The sequence below is a fragment of the Streptomyces sp. NPDC041814 genome, from assembly GCF_055590565.1.
Genome location: NZ_JBVJAM010000011.1, coordinates 1 through 15,769, shown reverse-complemented (window position 1 = coordinate 15,769; position 15,769 = coordinate 1). Strand labels below are relative to the sequence as shown.

The following is a 15,769-nucleotide window of genomic DNA, read 5'->3' as shown; positions in this document are numbered from 1 at the left end:
CGGGGCGTACGTGGCCGCTGTCGTCCCGCTCGCCTCCGGCAGGTCCGGACGGGTCCCCCGAGGGCTCCGCGCGTGCACCCCGGTGTGTGGCCGTGCGCCCGCACGTGCGCTCTGGCCCGGTCCCGGAGGCGACGCTTGCATGGGTCCTGCGTGGATCGGCCCGCTGCGTCCGACGCAGAGGGCTGGGGGATATCGCCGCCTCATTCCCCGCAGGCGGTGGACCGGTCCGGGGGGCGAGGCCCGCCTCCCGGACCGTGAGTTCCCGGGCCCCAGGGGGTGGACCGGTGGCGCGGCGGGTGGGTTGCCGAGTGGACACGTCGACCGGGGCAGCATTGGCCAAATGCGGGTAAACAATAATGATTCGGTCAGTTGATCATGTGATCAACGGTTCCCCTCAGTAGTGAGATTGGCCGGATGTCGACGGTCGGATGAGGTCGGGCCGGGGGAGGTGCGGGCCGTCCCGCCGTCGCGATATCAGGGTGCGCGGATTGGCCGGAAGCGGGCCGTTCGCATGGGGCCGGACCGGGGAACACAACGCCCGGAATTTTCAATTCCGTTGTTCTGCCGGGCGACGCGCGCGAACCCTGCGCGGAACGCGCGTCCCGGAGTCCGCCTCGCGGCCTTTGCCAGGGGCGCATGCGCTCACGACGTGCGCCGTCCGTAGCCACTCCTGCGCGCCGTTGTCGTGGCAGCATGTCCGCAACGGCGCCGATCGTCACCGGAGTTCTCCGGGTGCTTGCCTGCCGCGCCGTTTTTTGTCCACAGCCTGTGGAGGCGGCGATGCGTTGGTTGGTGGGTTGGAGCAGTATCGCCGCGAGCTTCGGCACGGCCGGGGCGGTCGGCGACGCCGACGACGGGCGCACGATGCACCCCGTGGGCTCCCAACTCCTGTGGGGCGACCCCGATCCGCTCTGGGCGGTCGGTGACTGGCGGCCCGACGAGATCCGCACCGTCCGGGCGGACACCGCCGAGGGCGCACCCCTGGTCCGCCTCGCCGTCCTCGGCTGCTGCGGGGCCACCGACGAGCAGCTGCGCGTCGGCCTGCTGGCCGCCCGGGGCGGCGCCCTGCGCCACCTCACCGCGTGGACCGGCAGCTACACGGTCGTCGTCCAGATCGGCCGCCGGATCACCGTCGTCGGTGACCTCGCCGGGGCCCGCCCGGTCTTCTACACGCCGTGGGCCGGCGGCACGGCGTACGCCACCGCCGCGCTGCCGCTCGCCGACCTCATCGAGGCCCAGCTCGACATCGGCCACCTGGCCGCGCTGCTGGCCTGCCCCGAGACCCCGGAGGCGCTGCGCGACGGCACGCCGTACGCGGGCGTGAAGCGCATTCCGCCCGGACACGCCCTGATCCTCCGCGAGGGCTCGCGGGAGATCACCGGCTACGAGGCGGTGGCCTCCCTCGCCGTCGCGGCGCCCGAGCTCGACCCGGTGAGCGCCGTCGACGGGGTGCGCGACGCCCTGGTCGAAGCGGTACGCGCCCGGCTCCTGGCCCCGCGCCACGCGCCGGAGACCCTGCCTCCCGACCCCGGCCCGGTCCCCGGCATGGGCCCGGCCGAACGACGGGCCGCCCGGGGCGCGCCCGTGCCCGGCATCGGCGCCGACCTCTCCGGGGGCAGCGCATCGGCGACCCTCGCCCTGCTCGCCGCCGGTCTCCCCGGGCTGCCCGGCACGATCCTGGGCCATGGCACCGGGGCGGGGGAGCGGCTGCTCGCCGTCACCTTCAACGACCTGACGACCCGCGCCCACGAACCCGAGCTCGAACGGGCCCGCGCCATCGCGGCCAACCCCCGGCTGCACCATGTCGTCGTCGCGGCGGGCGAAGAGGCCCTGCCCTACGCCGAGCTGGGGGCCGGACCGCTCACAGACGAGCCGGCGCCCTCCCTCGTCCTCGCCGAACGGCACCGGCGCCGGCTCTCCGCGGGCAGCGCCGACCACTTCGTGGGCGCCGGCGCCCGGCAGGTGCTCGACGCCCACCCGGCCCGCCTCGCCGACCTGCTGATGGACCGGCGCCGCCGCCACCTGTTGCGCCCGGTCGCCGCCCTCGCCAAGGCCGAAGGCCCCTCGGCGCACTCGCTGTTCGTGCCCCTGACCGTCTACCGGGCGGCCCGCAAGCTGGCCCGTACGTCCTACCGCACCGGCCTCGAAACGGCTGCCGGACGGCTGCCCGACGCCAGCCGCCTCACGCCCGGCCTCGACACCCCGGCCGATGCCTCGCTCGCCGCACTCGCCTGGTCGAGGCCGGGGCCGGCCGCCCGGTGGCTGACCGGAGAGGCGCTGGCAGAAGTATCGGTTCGCCTTCAGGAGGCGGCGATCCGTCCCTCCTCGGTCCAGCGCCCCGGCGAGGCCCGGGCGAGGGCAGCCCTCGCCCGCAGCGCCGCAGACCACCGCATCCTGGAGCAGGCCGCCGAGATCCGCAGCCAGCGGCTGCACGCCCCCTTCCTGGACAACCAGGTCGTACGCGCGGCCCGCGCGCTTCCCGAGTCGCTGCGGGTCCAGCCGGGCGCCCGCGCGGCGATCCTGCGCCGCGTGCTGGCCGGTGCGGGCATCCACGAGCTGCCGCCCGGCTGGGGTGCCCCCTCGCAGCACACCTCGACGGCGGTGACCCGGACCGGGCTGCGCGCCGCTCTGCCCGAGCTGATCGCGCTCTTCGACGCCCCGCTGCTCGCCGACGCCGGTCTGGTGGAGGCGCGCGTCGTGCGCAAGGCACTGCGCGCGGCCTCCGAGGGGGAACCGCTGCCCCTGGACGGCCTCGCCGAGCTCGCCTCCACGGAACTGTGGCTGCGCCGCCTCGTCTCCCGGCGCGGAACCTGCTGGACCGGTACCGCGGCCCCCCGACAGCGCGCGGTGGCGGGGGGTGTGGTCCCGACCCGGCGCTCGCTTCAGGGGTGAGCGGTGGCGGGGGCGCGCCGGGGCGGGTTCGTCCTCCGGCGTTGCGAGGGCAGGGCGCCACCGGGTCGGTTCGTCCTCAGGCGTCGCGAGGGCAGGGCCCCACCGGGTCGGTTCGTCCTCCGGCGTCCCGGTCCGTCCGACCGCTGCTCGCCGGCACTTTCGCCGGGACACAATGGTGCCGTGCGGTATCTGATCCTGGGCGCCACCGAGGCGCGAGACGAGAACGGTGGCCCGCTGCCCCTCGGCGGCAGCAGGCTGCGTGCGCTTCTCGCCGCCCTCGCGCTGCGGCCGGGACGCCCCGTGCCGGTGGCCGACCTCGTGGACGACGTCTGGGCGGACGATCCCCCCGCCGACGCCCCCGCCGCGCTCCAGGCCCTCGTCGGGCGGCTCCGCAGGGTGCTGGGCCGGGAGGCGCTGGCCAGTACGCCGGGTGGTTACCGCCTGACGGCAGGCCCGGACGACGTCGACCTCTACGTGTTCGAGCGGCTGGCCCGGCAGGGCGGGGTCGAGCTGGAGGCGGGCGCGCCGGGCGAGGCCGCCCGCACGCTGCGGGCCGCCCTCGCCCTCTGGCGCGGCCCTGCCCTGGCCGACCTGCCCCACGGAGACCGGGGCCACGCGCTGCGCCCCGAGGCCCACCGTCTCGCCGCACTGGAACGCCGCATCGAGGCGGATCTGCGCCGCGCGACGGCAGGCGCGGGGGGTTACGGGGGTGCGGCGCACCCGGCCCGGGGGGCGGGGCCCACCGCGGCCACCGCTGCGGCCCGGGGCCCGGGGGCAAGCTCCGCCGAGGCGCCGGGCCTCGCGGGCGTCACGGGGCCGGGGGAGGCCACCGGCTCCGCCGTCCCCGAGTCGGCCGCCCTCGCAGACCCCTTTCCCGTCGACCCTTCCGCCGCCGGGCCCCACGAGGCCCCCGCTCTGCCCGCCGCCGCCCTGGTCGCCGAGCTGACCGAGCTGACCGCCGCCCACCCGTACGACGAGCGCTTCCGGGCCCAGCTGATACGTGCCCTGCGTGCCGACGGGCGGCAAGCCGACGCGCTCGCCGCGTACGAGGACGCGCGCCGGTCCCTCGCCGACGGGCTCGGCACCGACCCCGGTCCCGAACTGACGGCCCTGCACCGCGAACTACTCGCCCCGGCGCCCGCGCCCGCCGAAACCGGGTTGTTTCACGTGAAACCCGGTCGGAGCAATCTGCGCCCCCGGCTGACCTCCTTCGTGGGGCGCGAGCCCGAACTGCGCGCCATCCGCGCAGACCTGACCCGGTCGAGGCTGGTCACCCTCACCGGCCCCGGAGGCTCCGGGAAGACCCGCCTCGCCGAGGAGTCCGCCGCGCACCTGGCCCCCGGCCCGGGCGCCGCTCCGCCGGACGTCTGGATCGCCGAACTCGCTCCCGTCGAGGACCCCGAAGCCGTCCCGGGTGCTGTGCTCTCCGCGCTCGGACTGCGCGAGACCGCCCTGCTGCGGGACACCTCCCTCGATGCCGCGCCCCCGCGCACGGACCCGGTCGATCTGCTGGTCGACCGCCTCGGCCACGGCGCCCGCCCCGCACCCGTTCTCCTCGTTCTCGACAACTGCGAGCACGTCATCGGCGCCGCCGCCGCGCTGGCCGAGACCTTGCTGACCCGCTGCCCGCAGCTGCGCATCCTCGCCACCAGCCGCGAACCGCTGGCGGTCCCCGGTGAGTCCGTACGACCGGTCGGCCCTCTCCCCGCCGACCCTGCGCACCGCCTGTTCACGGAGCGCGCCAGGGCCGTGCGCCCCGGCTTCGACCCCGGTCAGGGGCCCGCGCACGACGCGGACGCCGTCGCGGAGATCTGCCGCCGGCTGGACGGGCTGCCGCTCGCGATCGAGCTGGCCGCCGCCCGGTTGCGCCTGCTCGGACCGCGTCAGATCGCGGACCGGCTCGACGACAGGTTCCGTCTGCTGACGGGCGGCAGCCGGACCGTACTGCCCCGCCAGCAGACGCTGCGAGCGGTGGTCGACTGGTCCTGGGACCTTCTGGACGAGGACGAACGCACCGCCCTGCGCCAGGTTTCCGTCTTCGCCGGAGGCTGGGACCTGGCCGCCGCCGAAGCGGTCATCCGGACACCGGCGGCACCGGGCCGGCCCGCCGCCGATACCGCCGACCTGCTCGGTGCGCTGGTCGACAAGTCCCTGGTGGTGGCCGCCCCGGGCGGTGACGGCGCGATGCGCTACCGCCTCCTGGAGACGATCCACGAGTACGCCACCGAGCGGTGCGCCGAGGCCCCGGAGGTGCGTGCCGCCGCCGAGAGCGCGCACACCGCGTACTTCCTCGCGCTGGTCGAGGAGGCCGATCCGCTCCTGCGTTCCGGCGATCAGCTGCCGTGGATCCAGCGGCTGGAGACCGACCTCGACAACATCCGGGCCGCCCTCCAGCGGACGACCTCGCCCTCCGCTTCCTCCGAGGCGGAGGCAGCCCGCCTGGTGCTCGGCATGGGCTGGTTCTGGTGGCTGCGCAACTACCGTTCCGAGGGTCTGTCCTGGACCCGGAAGGCCTGTGCACTCGGTCCCGAGCCCACCGACGAGTCGGACCCCCGGTACTGGCCCCGGATGAACCTGCACATGCTGTGGTTCTTCTTCGCGGCGGAGAGCGGTCAGGCCGCGATGGCGTACGACGACGCCGCACTCCACGGACTCGTGGTCCGGGTGGCCGACGCGTTCGCCGCCTCGCTCACCCACAGCGTCCGGTTCCCGGGACTGCTCTGGCCGATGACCGCGTATCTCACCGGTACGCCGGAGAACGCCCGGGAGAAGATCGACGCCGCGGTGGACAACGCCCGCGAGCACGGCGGCCCATGGGAGTACGGCGTCATCCTGATGTTCCGCGCGCACATGGTGGTCGACATGCCGGGCGGCATGCCCGGGATCGATGACGACCTGGACGAGCTGCGCACCCTGAGCCGCCGCGTCGGCGACCGCTGGATGCGCGCGCAGGTGGCCAGCGCGGCGGCCGAGGCGGGCATGATGCGCGGACGCTACGCCGAGGCTCGTATCGCGTACGAGGAGGCGCTGCTGCTCGCCCGCGAGGTCGGCGCACACGCCGAGGCCCCGTTCCTCCTGGCCCGGCTCGCCGAACTCTCCTACCGCACCGGCGACCTGGCGGACGCCCAACAGCGGCTGGACGGCTCGGAGGCCGAGGCCGAACGCCACCAGGCGCACGACGCCACCGCGTACGTCCACTATCTGCGCGCCACGATGGCGTTCTACCGGGGCGACATCGCGGACGCCCGACGGCTGCTCACGGTCGCCCTGGACGAGGCCGGGCGCGGCGGCCCGCCGTCGCACTTCACCGTGGCGATGGCCGGCCTGTCGGCCCGGATCGCGACGCATGAGCCGGGTCCGGACGGCGGCCTCGTCGCCGGAGCGCGCGGTCTCGCCGACACCCTCGTCGCGGCCAAGGAGGCGCAGTGCGCCGAGATCGTCACGGGGCACCTGGCGGATGGCGCGGCATCGGTCCTGGCGAGGCTCGGTCACCATGCGGTGGCCGCACGCGTGTCCGCCGCCGCCGACGACTGGCGGCGGGCGTCGAGCCCGCGCACCGAGGGGGAGCTGGCCGAGACCGGTGCGGCCGAGCGCCTGTGCCGGGAGGCGCTGGGCTCCGCGCGCTACGAGGAGGAGCGCGCCGCGGGCCACGGGCTGTCCCTGGACGACGTCATCGCCCTGCTGCAGGAGATCGTCGGGGATCTGCCCTGACATCGGGCCCGGTGTGACAGGTGGCCTGCCGTGGCATGCGCGGACCGGCCACGCCGAGGTCGGGGGCCTCCGCGATGCCCAGGCTTCCGCCCTCAGACTTCCGCGATCCTCAGCGGCAGCTGATGCGGGACTCGGCCCAGTCCGCGAGGGCGACCCCGCCGAACGGCTGCTCCGGCTCGACCACCAGCCGGATCCGCTCCTGGCCCGCCACGTTCACCCCGACCGGCACGGCAGGGTCGTTGCCCCGGACCACGGGGGACTGCCACAGCCGCTTCCCGTCCCCGCCGAACACCGAAAACCGCACCGCGCCGAGTCCCAGAGTGAGGTCGTCCACCCCTGCCATGGCCTCGTACCGGGTGCACTGGCGGTTCAGCTGGATGACCACCGAGGAGCGGCTGTTGACGGTCACTCCGTGCGCGTACCGCGTACCGCCGACCGAGACGCCGTAGCGCTGCCAGACCCAGCCGCTCTCCCCGAGCACCACCTCGGGTGCGGTGTGGTCGCCGAAGACGCTGTAGTCCAACTCGCTGACCTGGTAGACGTCCGGCGCTGGAGCGGGAGGCGGCGGAGTCGGGGCGGACGTGGTGGGGTCCGGTTCCGGTGGTGTGGTCGTCGGTGTCGGCGTGGGGGTCGGCGTCGGTGTGGGGCTAGGCGTCGGCGTGGGTGTCGGGGTGGGCGTGGCCGTCGGCGTCGGCGTCGGCGGGGTGGGGGCCGGCGGTGCGGGCTTCGGGGGTGGCGTCGGTTCCGGCGGCGTCGGCTTCGGCGGGGTCGGCGAGGGCACCGCGGGCGCCACGGCCGGGGGCTTGGGAACCGGCTTCGCCTCGGGCCGGGGGCTGTCGTCGCCCACCAGGGCCCAGACGAGCCCCGCCGCCGCGGCGACGGCCACCGCCGCGGCGATGCCGGCCTTCGCGGGTGCGCCGAGCCCTTCGGAGGCCGCCGCACCCCCCGCCGAGCCCGCGGACGAGCCGCCCCCGGTCGCCGCCGCGGCGGCACTCGCCCCGGCGGCACCGACCGCGCCGCCCGCCACGATCCCGGCGGCCTTGAGCGTGTACCCGGCGGCGAACCAGCCGATGACCGCGACAGGCAGCAGCGCGGGGATACCGGCGTTGACCTGGGCCAGCTCGCCCGCCGCGACGCGGCACTTCGCGCACTCGTCCAGATGCCCCCGCAGCCCGCGCTCCGCCCGCATCCGCAACCCGCCCCGGGCATACGCGCCGAGCCGGTCGGCATACCGCGCGCAGTCGCCGCCGGAGGTGAGCGCCTGGCTCACATGGGCCTGCAGATACGCCTGCTTGAGCCCCTCACGCGCCCTGCTGGCGAGCACCGATGTGGCGTTGGCGGTCAGTCCGAACAGGGGCGCGATGTCGCTGGGCGACTCCTCCTCGACGGTGGTGTGCCACAGGACCGCCTGCCAGCGCTCCGGGAGGCTGCGGAACGCCTGCATGGCCATCGACTGCTCGGCCTCGTGCATCGCGAGCACGTCCGCGCCGAGGTCCAGGGTGTCGTCGTCGGACACCTCGGACGACCGGGCGGCCTGGGCGGCGAACGCGGCGAAGTCGTCCACCAGTTGTTCGCGCTTCGCGGTCTTCGTCCAGGCGGCGGCCACGTGCCGGACCGCCGTCATCAGGTAGGCGCGCACCGCCTCCTCGGGCCCCTTGCCGCCCCGTACCGCCTGCAGCGTCCGGGCGAAGACCTCGGCGGTCAGGTCGTCGGCGGTGTGCGCGTCCCGGCAGCAGGTGCGGGCGTAGCGGCGCACGGCCTGGGAGTGGCGCCGGAACAGCTCGTCGTAGGCGAGGTTGTCGCCCTCCCGCATGCGCTGGATCAACTGCGCGTCCGACGGACCCGCCGCCGCACCCTCCGCCCCGCCCGAGCCCCGTCCCGCCCGCTGCATCGGCACGGCGGGAACCGCTTCGGCGGGACCCGCGCCGGGTCCCTCGGAAGCGCCCTCCGCGCCGCTGTCATCGGCCGGTGCGGGCGGCCAGGGGCCCGGCAGGACCGTTCCGCCTGAGGCGTCCGCCTCCGCCTCCGCGTCGACGTCGTGGCGGCCGGGGACGGCCTGGCTCGGCACCTGGTGCCCGGGTGAGCCGGCCGGCTCCGTGCCGTCGCCGTCGGTGGACACACCGTCGTACGACTCTTCCCTCTGCCCGTCACCGCTCATCGCGGACGCCCCCGTATGCGCCATCGGACCCGAATACCGGGCAAGCGTGCCACAGAGCGCCGATGCGGCGTGCCCTCGGTCCCACCAACCACTCATCCGGGGTCTCCTCGCCGAATACGAGCCCTAAAGGGCACTCATTCGGGGAGGATGCGAGGAGTTGGGTTGACGGAGGGCTGTGTCCCCGTAACAGCGGGCGGAGGCACGGCATCGTGGCCCCGCCCCGCGCCCGAAACCGTCACTCGGGGCGCGAGCGCAGGCCCTCCAGCAGGATGTCCAGCAGCCGGGAAGAGGCCGCCGCCTGCTGGGCCGCGTCCGGCAGCGAAGGGGCGGCCGTCGCGATGACCAGCAGGACGTCCGACACCGTCACGTCGTGGCGCAGCTCGCCCGAGGTCCGCGCCCGGTCGACCAGCCGCCCCACGACCTCCAGCAGCTCGGCCGCACCGGCGCCCAGGTCTTCCTCGCCGGTCTCCGGGGCGGTCCGCTGCCGGGACACCGGCCGGGGTGCGCCCGCGCCCGTTTCCTGCCGTTGCTGGGGCACTCGGGGCTCGTCCCCGGACTCGACGGCCTCACCGACCACGGTCGAGTCCTCGGCCTCCACACCGACCCGCAGTATCTGCGGGGGCAGGAGCCGCCCCGCCCCCGAGGCCACGGAGGTCCGCAGGAAGCGCGAGAGCGCCGACCACGGCTCGTCCTCCTGCCCGAGCGCGGAACGCGCCTGGTCGGTCAGCCGGGAGGTCTCCTCCTCGGCTATCCGGCGCACCAGTACGTCCTTGCTGGGAAAGCGCCGGTAGACCGTGCCGACGCCGACCCTGGCCCGGCGGGCCACGTCTTCCATCGGGGCCCCGTACCCGAGCTCCCCGAACACCTCGCGCGCGGCGCGCAGTACGTGTTCGAGATTGCGCTGCGCGTCCACCCGGAGAGGGGCCGACCGAGCGTGCGCCGACGCACCACCGGGCTGGGCGGCGAGTCCGCTGCCCAGTGCGTTCACCGCTGCCGGAGGCGTGGTCGTCGTGGTGCCACCCGTTCCGTTGAGGGTGCCAACTGCCCCGATGTGTCCGCTTTCTTCAGGCACGACAGCAGTGGTCGGCCAATGCGATTCCTGAATGTCCATAACTGTTCCCCCGGTTATGACGTCTCCCCCCGGAGACTCCCGCCGTGTCTGTCGGGGTGGACCGATCGTCACTGTCCGATACCCCGACGACATACGAACATAGTTGAGCCCGGGTCAATTCAGAAGGGGGCAGTTCCGCCCGGAGCGCCCCCCGATCGGCGCAAGGACCGGTTGGTCACCACTTGATCCCCGCCCCGGCCCCTCGCCGCAATGCCTGACCTGCGGGGCTTGCGTACCAGCGGTCCCTCCGGCAGCACCGGCCCGTCCACGCGCTCCGGTCACACAATTTGCCGGGGCTGTGGACAAACTCCGGTGCACGTTGCGTCATGGGGTGGTGATGGCTTCAGCTTCCGGGGGCACGCCCCCCGGCCCCCCGCCGGGTACGCGCATCCTCGTCGTCGGCGGAGGCTACGTCGGGATGTACACAGCGCTGCGTCTCCAGCGGAAGCTGAAGCAGAGACTGAGAAACGGCGGCACCGAGATCGTGGTGGTCGCGCCGGAGCCCTATATGACGTATCAGCCGTTCCTCCCCGAGGCCGCCGCCGGCTCGATCTCGCCGCGCCATGTCGTCGTACCGCTGCGCCGGGTCCTGCCCCACTGCACCATCGTCATCGGCGAGGCCCGGGCCATCGACCACACCAAGCGCACCGCGACGGTCACCACCCTCGCCAGTGGCGAGGACGGCACCGGTGCGCTGGAGATCGAGTACGACGAACTCGTCCTCGCCCCCGGGTCCGTCTCGCGCACCCTCCCCGTCCCCGGCCTCGCCGACCACGGTGTGGGCTTCAAGACGATCGAGGAGGCCATCGGGCTGCGCAACCACGTCATCGAGCAGATGGACATCGCGTCCGCCACCCGCGACCCCGCCGTCCGTGACGCCGCCCTGACCTTCGTCTTCGTGGGCGGCGGCTATGCGGGCGTGGAGGCGCTCGCGGAGCTGGAGGACATGGCCCGCTACACCTCGCGGTACTACCACAACATCAAGGCCGAGGACCTGAAGTGGATCCTCGTGGAAGCCACCGGCCGCATCCTGCCCGAGGTCGGCGAATCCCTCGGCCGGTATGCCGTACGGGAATTGCGGGGGCGCAACATCGACGTACGCCTCGACACCCGGCTGGACTCCTGCGAGGACCGCGTCGCCGTCCTCAGTGACGGCTCCCGCTTCCCCACCCGCACCCTCGTGTGGACGGCCGGTGTCAAACCCGCACCGGTCCTCGCCGCCACCGGCCTCCCCCTGGACGAACGCGGCAGGCTCGTGTGCACCGCGAAGCTCACCGTGGAGGGCACCGAGCACGCCTGGTCAGCGGGCGACGCCGCCGCCGTACCCGACCTCACCGCCGCCGAAACCGGTCGCACGACCGCCCCCAACGCCCAGCACGCCGTACGCCAGGCGAAGGTCCTTGCGGACAACATCGTCGCCTCGCTCGACCGGGCACCCCTCACCGAATACCGCCACAGCTACGCGGGCTCCGTCGCCTCGCTCGGACTCCACAAGGGCGTCGCGCACATCTACGGGCGCCGCCTGAAGGGCTATCCGGCCTGGCTGATACACCGCATTTACCACCTGAGCCGGGTGCCCACCTTCAACCGGAAGGCACGCGTCCTGGCCGAATGGACGCTTGCCGGCCTCTTCAAACGCGAGATCGTCTCCCTGGGCTCCCTGGAGCATCCCCGAGCGGAGTTCGAACTCGCCGCCGGACGCCGGCCGCGGCCCGACGGGGACGACTGTCAGTAGGGTCCGACACACTGGACGTGTGACCATGGGTGGGCCCACATCTGCACAGAGTGACCCGGCCGGCAGCAACCGACAGTGACCAGCGAAGACCGCCCCAGGAGCGACGAACGCGCCCGAAGCCCTGGCAGAGGAAGCACCCGTCCGAGCGGACCAGACCGACACACGAGGCCAGAAATTCCGTGAACTTCACGCGTTGGAGTGCCCGCCTCCCCGGAACGCAGCGTCGCGCCGCCCGGGAGGACCACAGCTCCGTACCGGCGGCCCGCGCCGAACCGGGCGCCGCCCCGTCGCAGGGCGGGACCGCCGGCGTCCCCCTGCCCTCGGCGCCCGACCTGGAGGACCTCTCCGCCCGCGACATCCTGGGCCGGCTGCCCGCCCTCGTCGCCCTGGTGCACGGCCCCCACCACCACGTCGCCTACGTCAACGACGCGTACGCCGCCGCCTTCGGCCCTCGCCCCTGCGGCGCCCCGGCCGCCGAGGTGATGCCCGAGCTGACCGAGATCGGCCTGCTCCCCCTCATGGACCAGGTCCTGCGCAGCGGCACCCCGCGCACGGTCAAGTCCCGCAAGGCCGCTGACGGCCGCTCGTACACCGTGACCTGCACTCCTGTGCGCCCCGACCAGGAGAAGGGCCGCGACAGCGGAGTCCTCGTGTACGCCGCCGACGTCACCGATCACGCCGAGGCCGCCGAGCGGCTGCGCGCCAGCGAGGGCCGCCACCGCGAAACCGCCGTCACGCTCCAGCGCTCGCTGCTGCCGCAGGAGCTGGAACAGCCCGACGACCTGCGGATCGCCGCCACCTACCAGCCGGGCGGCACGGACGCCGCGGTCGGCGGCGACTGGTACGACGTCATCACCCTCGGCGCGGGCCGCACCGCGCTGGTCATCGGGGACGTGATGGGGCGCGGGGTGCGCGCCGCCGCCGTCATGGGCCAGCTCCGCACCGCCGTACGGGCCTACGCCCGCCTGGACCTCCCGCCGCACGAGGTCCTTCAGCTGCTCGACGGGCTCGCCGCCGAGATCGACGCCAGCCAGATCGCCACGTGCGCCTACGCCGTGCACGATCCCAACGAGGGGCTGCTCGTCTACTCCTCGGCCGGCCATCTGCCGATCCTGGTGCGCGACGAGGACGGCGCGGTCCGCCGCGCGGAGGACCCGATCGGCCCGCCTCTCGGCACAGGCGGCTGGATCCACACTTCGGGAACGATCCCGCTGCCGCCCGGTTCCACCGCCGTCCTCTACACGGACGGGTTGGTCGAGCGCCGCAGCGAGGACATCGACGAGGGCGTGGGCGCGCTGGAGCGTGCGCTCTCCGGGGCGACGGGCGCGCCGCAGGTCGTCTGCGACCGGCTGATCCGTTCCCTCAACGTCACGGCGGAGCACGACGACGACGTGGCGGTCCTGGTCGTGCAGCACCCGGCGCGCACGGGCGCGGCCGCCGAGCTGTTCCACAACGCCTCGCTCGAACTGCTCGGCGGCGTCGAAGCGGCGCCTCGCGCCCGCGCCTTCGCGACGGGCGTGCTCGCCTCGTGGCGTTTCCCGGTGGAGCTGTGCGATCTCGGGGTCCTCGCCGCCGGGGAGCTCGTCGCGAACTCCCTCCAGCACGGCACCCCGCCGATGCGTCTCGGCCTGCGCCGCACCGACCGCCGCCTGATCATCGAGGTGACGGACGGCGACGACCACCTGCCGCGCCGCCGCCGCGCCGAACCGGCGGACGAGGCGGGCCGGGGCATCTCGATCGTGGCGTCGATCGCCACATCGTGGGGGAGCCGCCGCACGCCGGGCGGCGGCAAGGCGGTGTGGTGCGAGTTCGTCCTGCCGCGGTAGCCGGCCGCGCTCAGCGCGCGGCGGCGACGGGCTCCGGCGCACTCTCCGGCACGGAGACGGCCACCACCCGAGACGGCACGTGCGCGAGCGAGGGCTGGTCCTGCACGGGGGTGAGCCGTCGGCCGAGCCGCAGTGCGAGCGCGGTGATGCCCAGCGAGAACAGCACGAACGTCACGATGTACGGGCCGTGCAGCGACGCCCCCATCGGGCCGCCCACGGCCGGGCCGACGGCCAGCGCGAGCTGCTTGCAGAGCGCGAACGCCGAGTTGTACTGGCCCACCATCGACTCCGGCGCCAGGTCCGCGACCAGGGGCGCGACGGTCGGCGACAGCATGGACTCGCCGAGCCCGAACAGCGCGTACGTGGAGATCATCGCGGCCGTCGCCATGGTCTGACTGCCGTGCCCGAGGCCCGCGTATCCGGCCACGATCCAGGCGAAGGCCCAGATCAGTCCGACCGCCGCGATGACCCGGGTGCGCCGCCGGCGCTCCACGAGCCGCAGCACCACGAACTGGGCGACGACGATCACGGCGGTGTTGGCGGCCAGCGCGATCCCGAGCGTGGAGGGCTCGATGCCGGCGGCCTCGGTGCCGTACGCCGCGAGCCCGGACTCGAACTGTCCGTAGCACGCGAAGAACAGCACGAAGCCCAGCACGCACAGCTGCACCATCGCGCGGTGCGAGAGCAGCGCCCGCAGCCCGCCGCGCGGGGCGGGCGCCCCGGCCACCGTCTCCGGCGCGCCGACGGGGGCGTTCGGCATCCGCACGGTCGCCGCGATGACGCCGAGCACGAGGAACATCACCGCTTCGATCAGGAACAGCAGCGTGAACGACGCCGGGCTGCTCGTGTCGACAATCTGCCCGCCGACCAGACCGCCGATCCCCAGGCCCAGGTTCTGCAGGAAGAACTGCATCGCGAAGGCCCGAGTGCGGGTGGCGGTGCCGGTGCACCGGACGAGCATGGTGGCGAGCGCGGGTTGCATGACGGCGGTGCCCGCGCCGAGCACGGCTGCCGCGAGGACGGCGGCGGTGACCTGCGAGGACACTCCGAGCGCGACGGCGCCCAGGGAAGCGACGGCCGAGGCGGCGATCAGCACGGGCAGCGGGCCGCGACGGTCGATCGCCCGGCCGGTGAACGGCAGGACGGCGAGCGCCGCCATGGCGAAGACCGCCAGCACGATCCCGGCCGTACCGGCGCCCAGATCCCGTACCTGCGCCACATAGACGTACAGATACGGAACGGTGAACCCGAGTCCGAACGCACTCAGCGCGCTCCCCAGCTGGATCCGCCGCAGTGCTGCGCCCATTTCCCTGGTCACACTCACCTACCTCAAGCTCTCGAAACCTCTGAGTCGTACCGATCGAACGACTCGAACCCGAAGACTTTATCATTAAAGTTAGAGGTTGAACACTACGACTCGAAGGACTTCGACGGCTGTGGGTGGCGTGCCATACTGCGCGCCATGTCCGACACCACCGAGCCCGGACTCGATGAGCCGAGCCTCGACGAGCAGATCGCTGCCTACCAGCGCGAGTACCGCGACCTGGACCCCCAGGTCGAACAGGTCGTCTCCGCCCTCGGCCGGCTGAACCGCCGGATGAACGTCGCGTACGGGAGACAGCTCGCCGCGCTCGGCATCAGCAACGCGGAGTGGGAGGTCCTGAAGACTCTCGTCCTGGGCGGTGAGCCCTACCGCCTCGGCCCCGGCGAACTCGCCAAGCGGCTCGGGCTCACTCCGGCCGCGATGACGCACCGGATCGACCGCATGGCCGGTGAGGGCCTCGTGACCCGCGACCGCGACGAGAACAATCGCGTCCGCGTCATCGTGGAACTGACGGACGAGGGTCGTACGAAGTGGCTGGAGGCGATGCGGATGGCCACGGACTTCGAGGCGGACCTGCTCCAGGACCTCGACGGCGAGGAGCGCGGGGTGCTCGGCGCGATGCTGACCCGCCTGCTGCGAAGGGTGGAGCACGCCCAGCCGGACGCCGGAGGCCGGCTCACCGACCTGGACTGAGAGGCCCTGCCGGGCACGCGGGGAGGGGGTTGACACGCCCCTCGTCGATCCGTAAGGTTCTTCGGGTTGCCACGGGGCCTGAACGGTTCTGCGGCAGCCGATCCCGCCGCGGACGCGGCACACCAAACTCAGCACGACCTCCCGTTCGGGGAAATTTCGGCATGCCGAAATTCATTTCGAAGGCCCGATTATGAGCCGCCGGGAAAATCCGCTAGAGTTTTGGACGTCGGAAGGGCCCAACAGCCCGGAAGACAAGCCCCGCTGACTGGGAATCAGGCCCGAAAGGATCTGATAGAGTCGGACTCGCCGGAAAGGGAAA

General features: G+C 73.7%; 8 protein-coding genes. 5 read left to right on the top strand and 3 right to left on the bottom strand.

From position 1 onward, the window contains the following. The first annotated feature begins 780 nt into the window (after positions 1 to 780). Together ACZ6C6_RS25805 and ACZ6C6_RS25800 are read left to right on the top strand one after the other, a co-directional pair. Positions 781 to 2,892 carry an asparagine synthase-related protein gene (locus ACZ6C6_RS25805; RefSeq protein ID WP_469205752.1) on the top strand — a complete coding sequence of 704 codons (2,112 nt, stop codon included), beginning with the start codon at positions 781 to 783 and terminating at the stop codon, positions 2,890 to 2,892. 180 nt (positions 2,893 to 3,072) lie between these two features. Further along, positions 3,073 to 6,603 (top strand): AfsR/SARP family transcriptional regulator, encoded by a 3,531-nt coding sequence (locus ACZ6C6_RS25800; RefSeq protein ID WP_469205750.1) that lies wholly within the window; start codon positions 3,073 to 3,075, stop codon positions 6,601 to 6,603. A 109-nt stretch (positions 6,604 to 6,712) separates the two neighbouring features. On the opposite strand, the gene ACZ6C6_RS25795 is transcribed toward ACZ6C6_RS25800, so the two are convergent. Together ACZ6C6_RS25795 and ACZ6C6_RS25790 are read right to left on the bottom strand one after the other, a co-directional pair. Beyond that, positions 6,713 to 8,761 carry a sigma-70 family RNA polymerase sigma factor gene (locus ACZ6C6_RS25795; protein WP_469206131.1) on the bottom strand — a complete coding sequence of 683 codons (2,049 nt, stop codon included), beginning with the start codon at positions 8,759 to 8,761 and terminating at the stop codon, positions 6,713 to 6,715. A gap of 235 nt (positions 8,762 to 8,996) precedes the next feature. Next, positions 8,997 to 9,872: a TetR/AcrR family transcriptional regulator gene (locus ACZ6C6_RS25790; protein WP_469205748.1), complete on the bottom strand. Its 876-nt coding sequence runs from the start codon at positions 9,870 to 9,872 to the stop codon at positions 8,997 to 8,999. A 418-nt stretch (positions 9,873 to 10,290) separates the two neighbouring features. On the opposite strand from ACZ6C6_RS25790, the gene ACZ6C6_RS25785 reads away from it, so the two are divergent. After that, positions 10,291 to 11,607 (top strand): NAD(P)/FAD-dependent oxidoreductase, encoded by a 1,317-nt coding sequence (locus tag ACZ6C6_RS25785; RefSeq protein WP_469206129.1) that lies wholly within the window; start codon positions 10,291 to 10,293, stop codon positions 11,605 to 11,607. Between the two features lie 179 nt (positions 11,608 to 11,786). After that, positions 11,787 to 13,433, top strand: a complete 1,647-nt coding sequence (locus ACZ6C6_RS25780) for an ATP-binding SpoIIE family protein phosphatase (RefSeq protein WP_469205747.1) — start codon at positions 11,787 to 11,789, stop codon at positions 13,431 to 13,433. Positions 13,434 to 13,443: 10 nt separating this feature from the next. On the opposite strand, the gene ACZ6C6_RS25775 is transcribed toward ACZ6C6_RS25780, so the two are convergent. Continuing rightward, the gene (locus ACZ6C6_RS25775) at positions 13,444 to 14,739 is read right to left on the bottom strand and encodes an MFS transporter (RefSeq protein WP_469206127.1); all 1,296 of its coding nucleotides are present in this window, start codon (positions 14,737 to 14,739) and stop codon (positions 13,444 to 13,446) included. A gap of 156 nt (positions 14,740 to 14,895) precedes the next feature. On the opposite strand from ACZ6C6_RS25775, the gene ACZ6C6_RS25770 reads away from it, so the two are divergent. Continuing rightward, a complete protein-coding gene (locus ACZ6C6_RS25770) occupies positions 14,896 to 15,450 on the top strand; it encodes a MarR family winged helix-turn-helix transcriptional regulator (protein ID WP_018101704.1) in 555 nt (184 codons plus the stop codon). The last annotated feature ends 319 nt before the right edge of the window (positions 15,451 to 15,769 follow it).

Excerpts from the sequence above, each read along its gene's own strand:
- ACZ6C6_RS25775 (WP_469206127.1), bottom strand. The coding sequence starts at position 14,739 with ATGGGCGCAGCACTGCGGCGGATCCAGCTGGGGAGCGCGCTGAGTGCG.
- ACZ6C6_RS25770 (WP_018101704.1), top strand. The coding sequence starts at position 14,896 with ATGTCCGACACCACCGAGCCCGGACTCGATGAGCCGAGCCTCGACGAG.
- ACZ6C6_RS25790 (WP_469205748.1), bottom strand. The coding sequence starts at position 9,872 with ATGGACATTCAGGAATCGCATTGGCCGACCACTGCTGTCGTGCCTGAA.
- ACZ6C6_RS25805 (WP_469205752.1), top strand. The coding sequence starts at position 781 with ATGCGTTGGTTGGTGGGTTGGAGCAGTATCGCCGCGAGCTTCGGCACG.
- ACZ6C6_RS25795 (WP_469206131.1), bottom strand. The coding sequence starts at position 8,761 with ATGAGCGGTGACGGGCAGAGGGAAGAGTCGTACGACGGTGTGTCCACC.
- ACZ6C6_RS25785 (WP_469206129.1), top strand. The coding sequence starts at position 10,291 with ATGTACACAGCGCTGCGTCTCCAGCGGAAGCTGAAGCAGAGACTGAGA.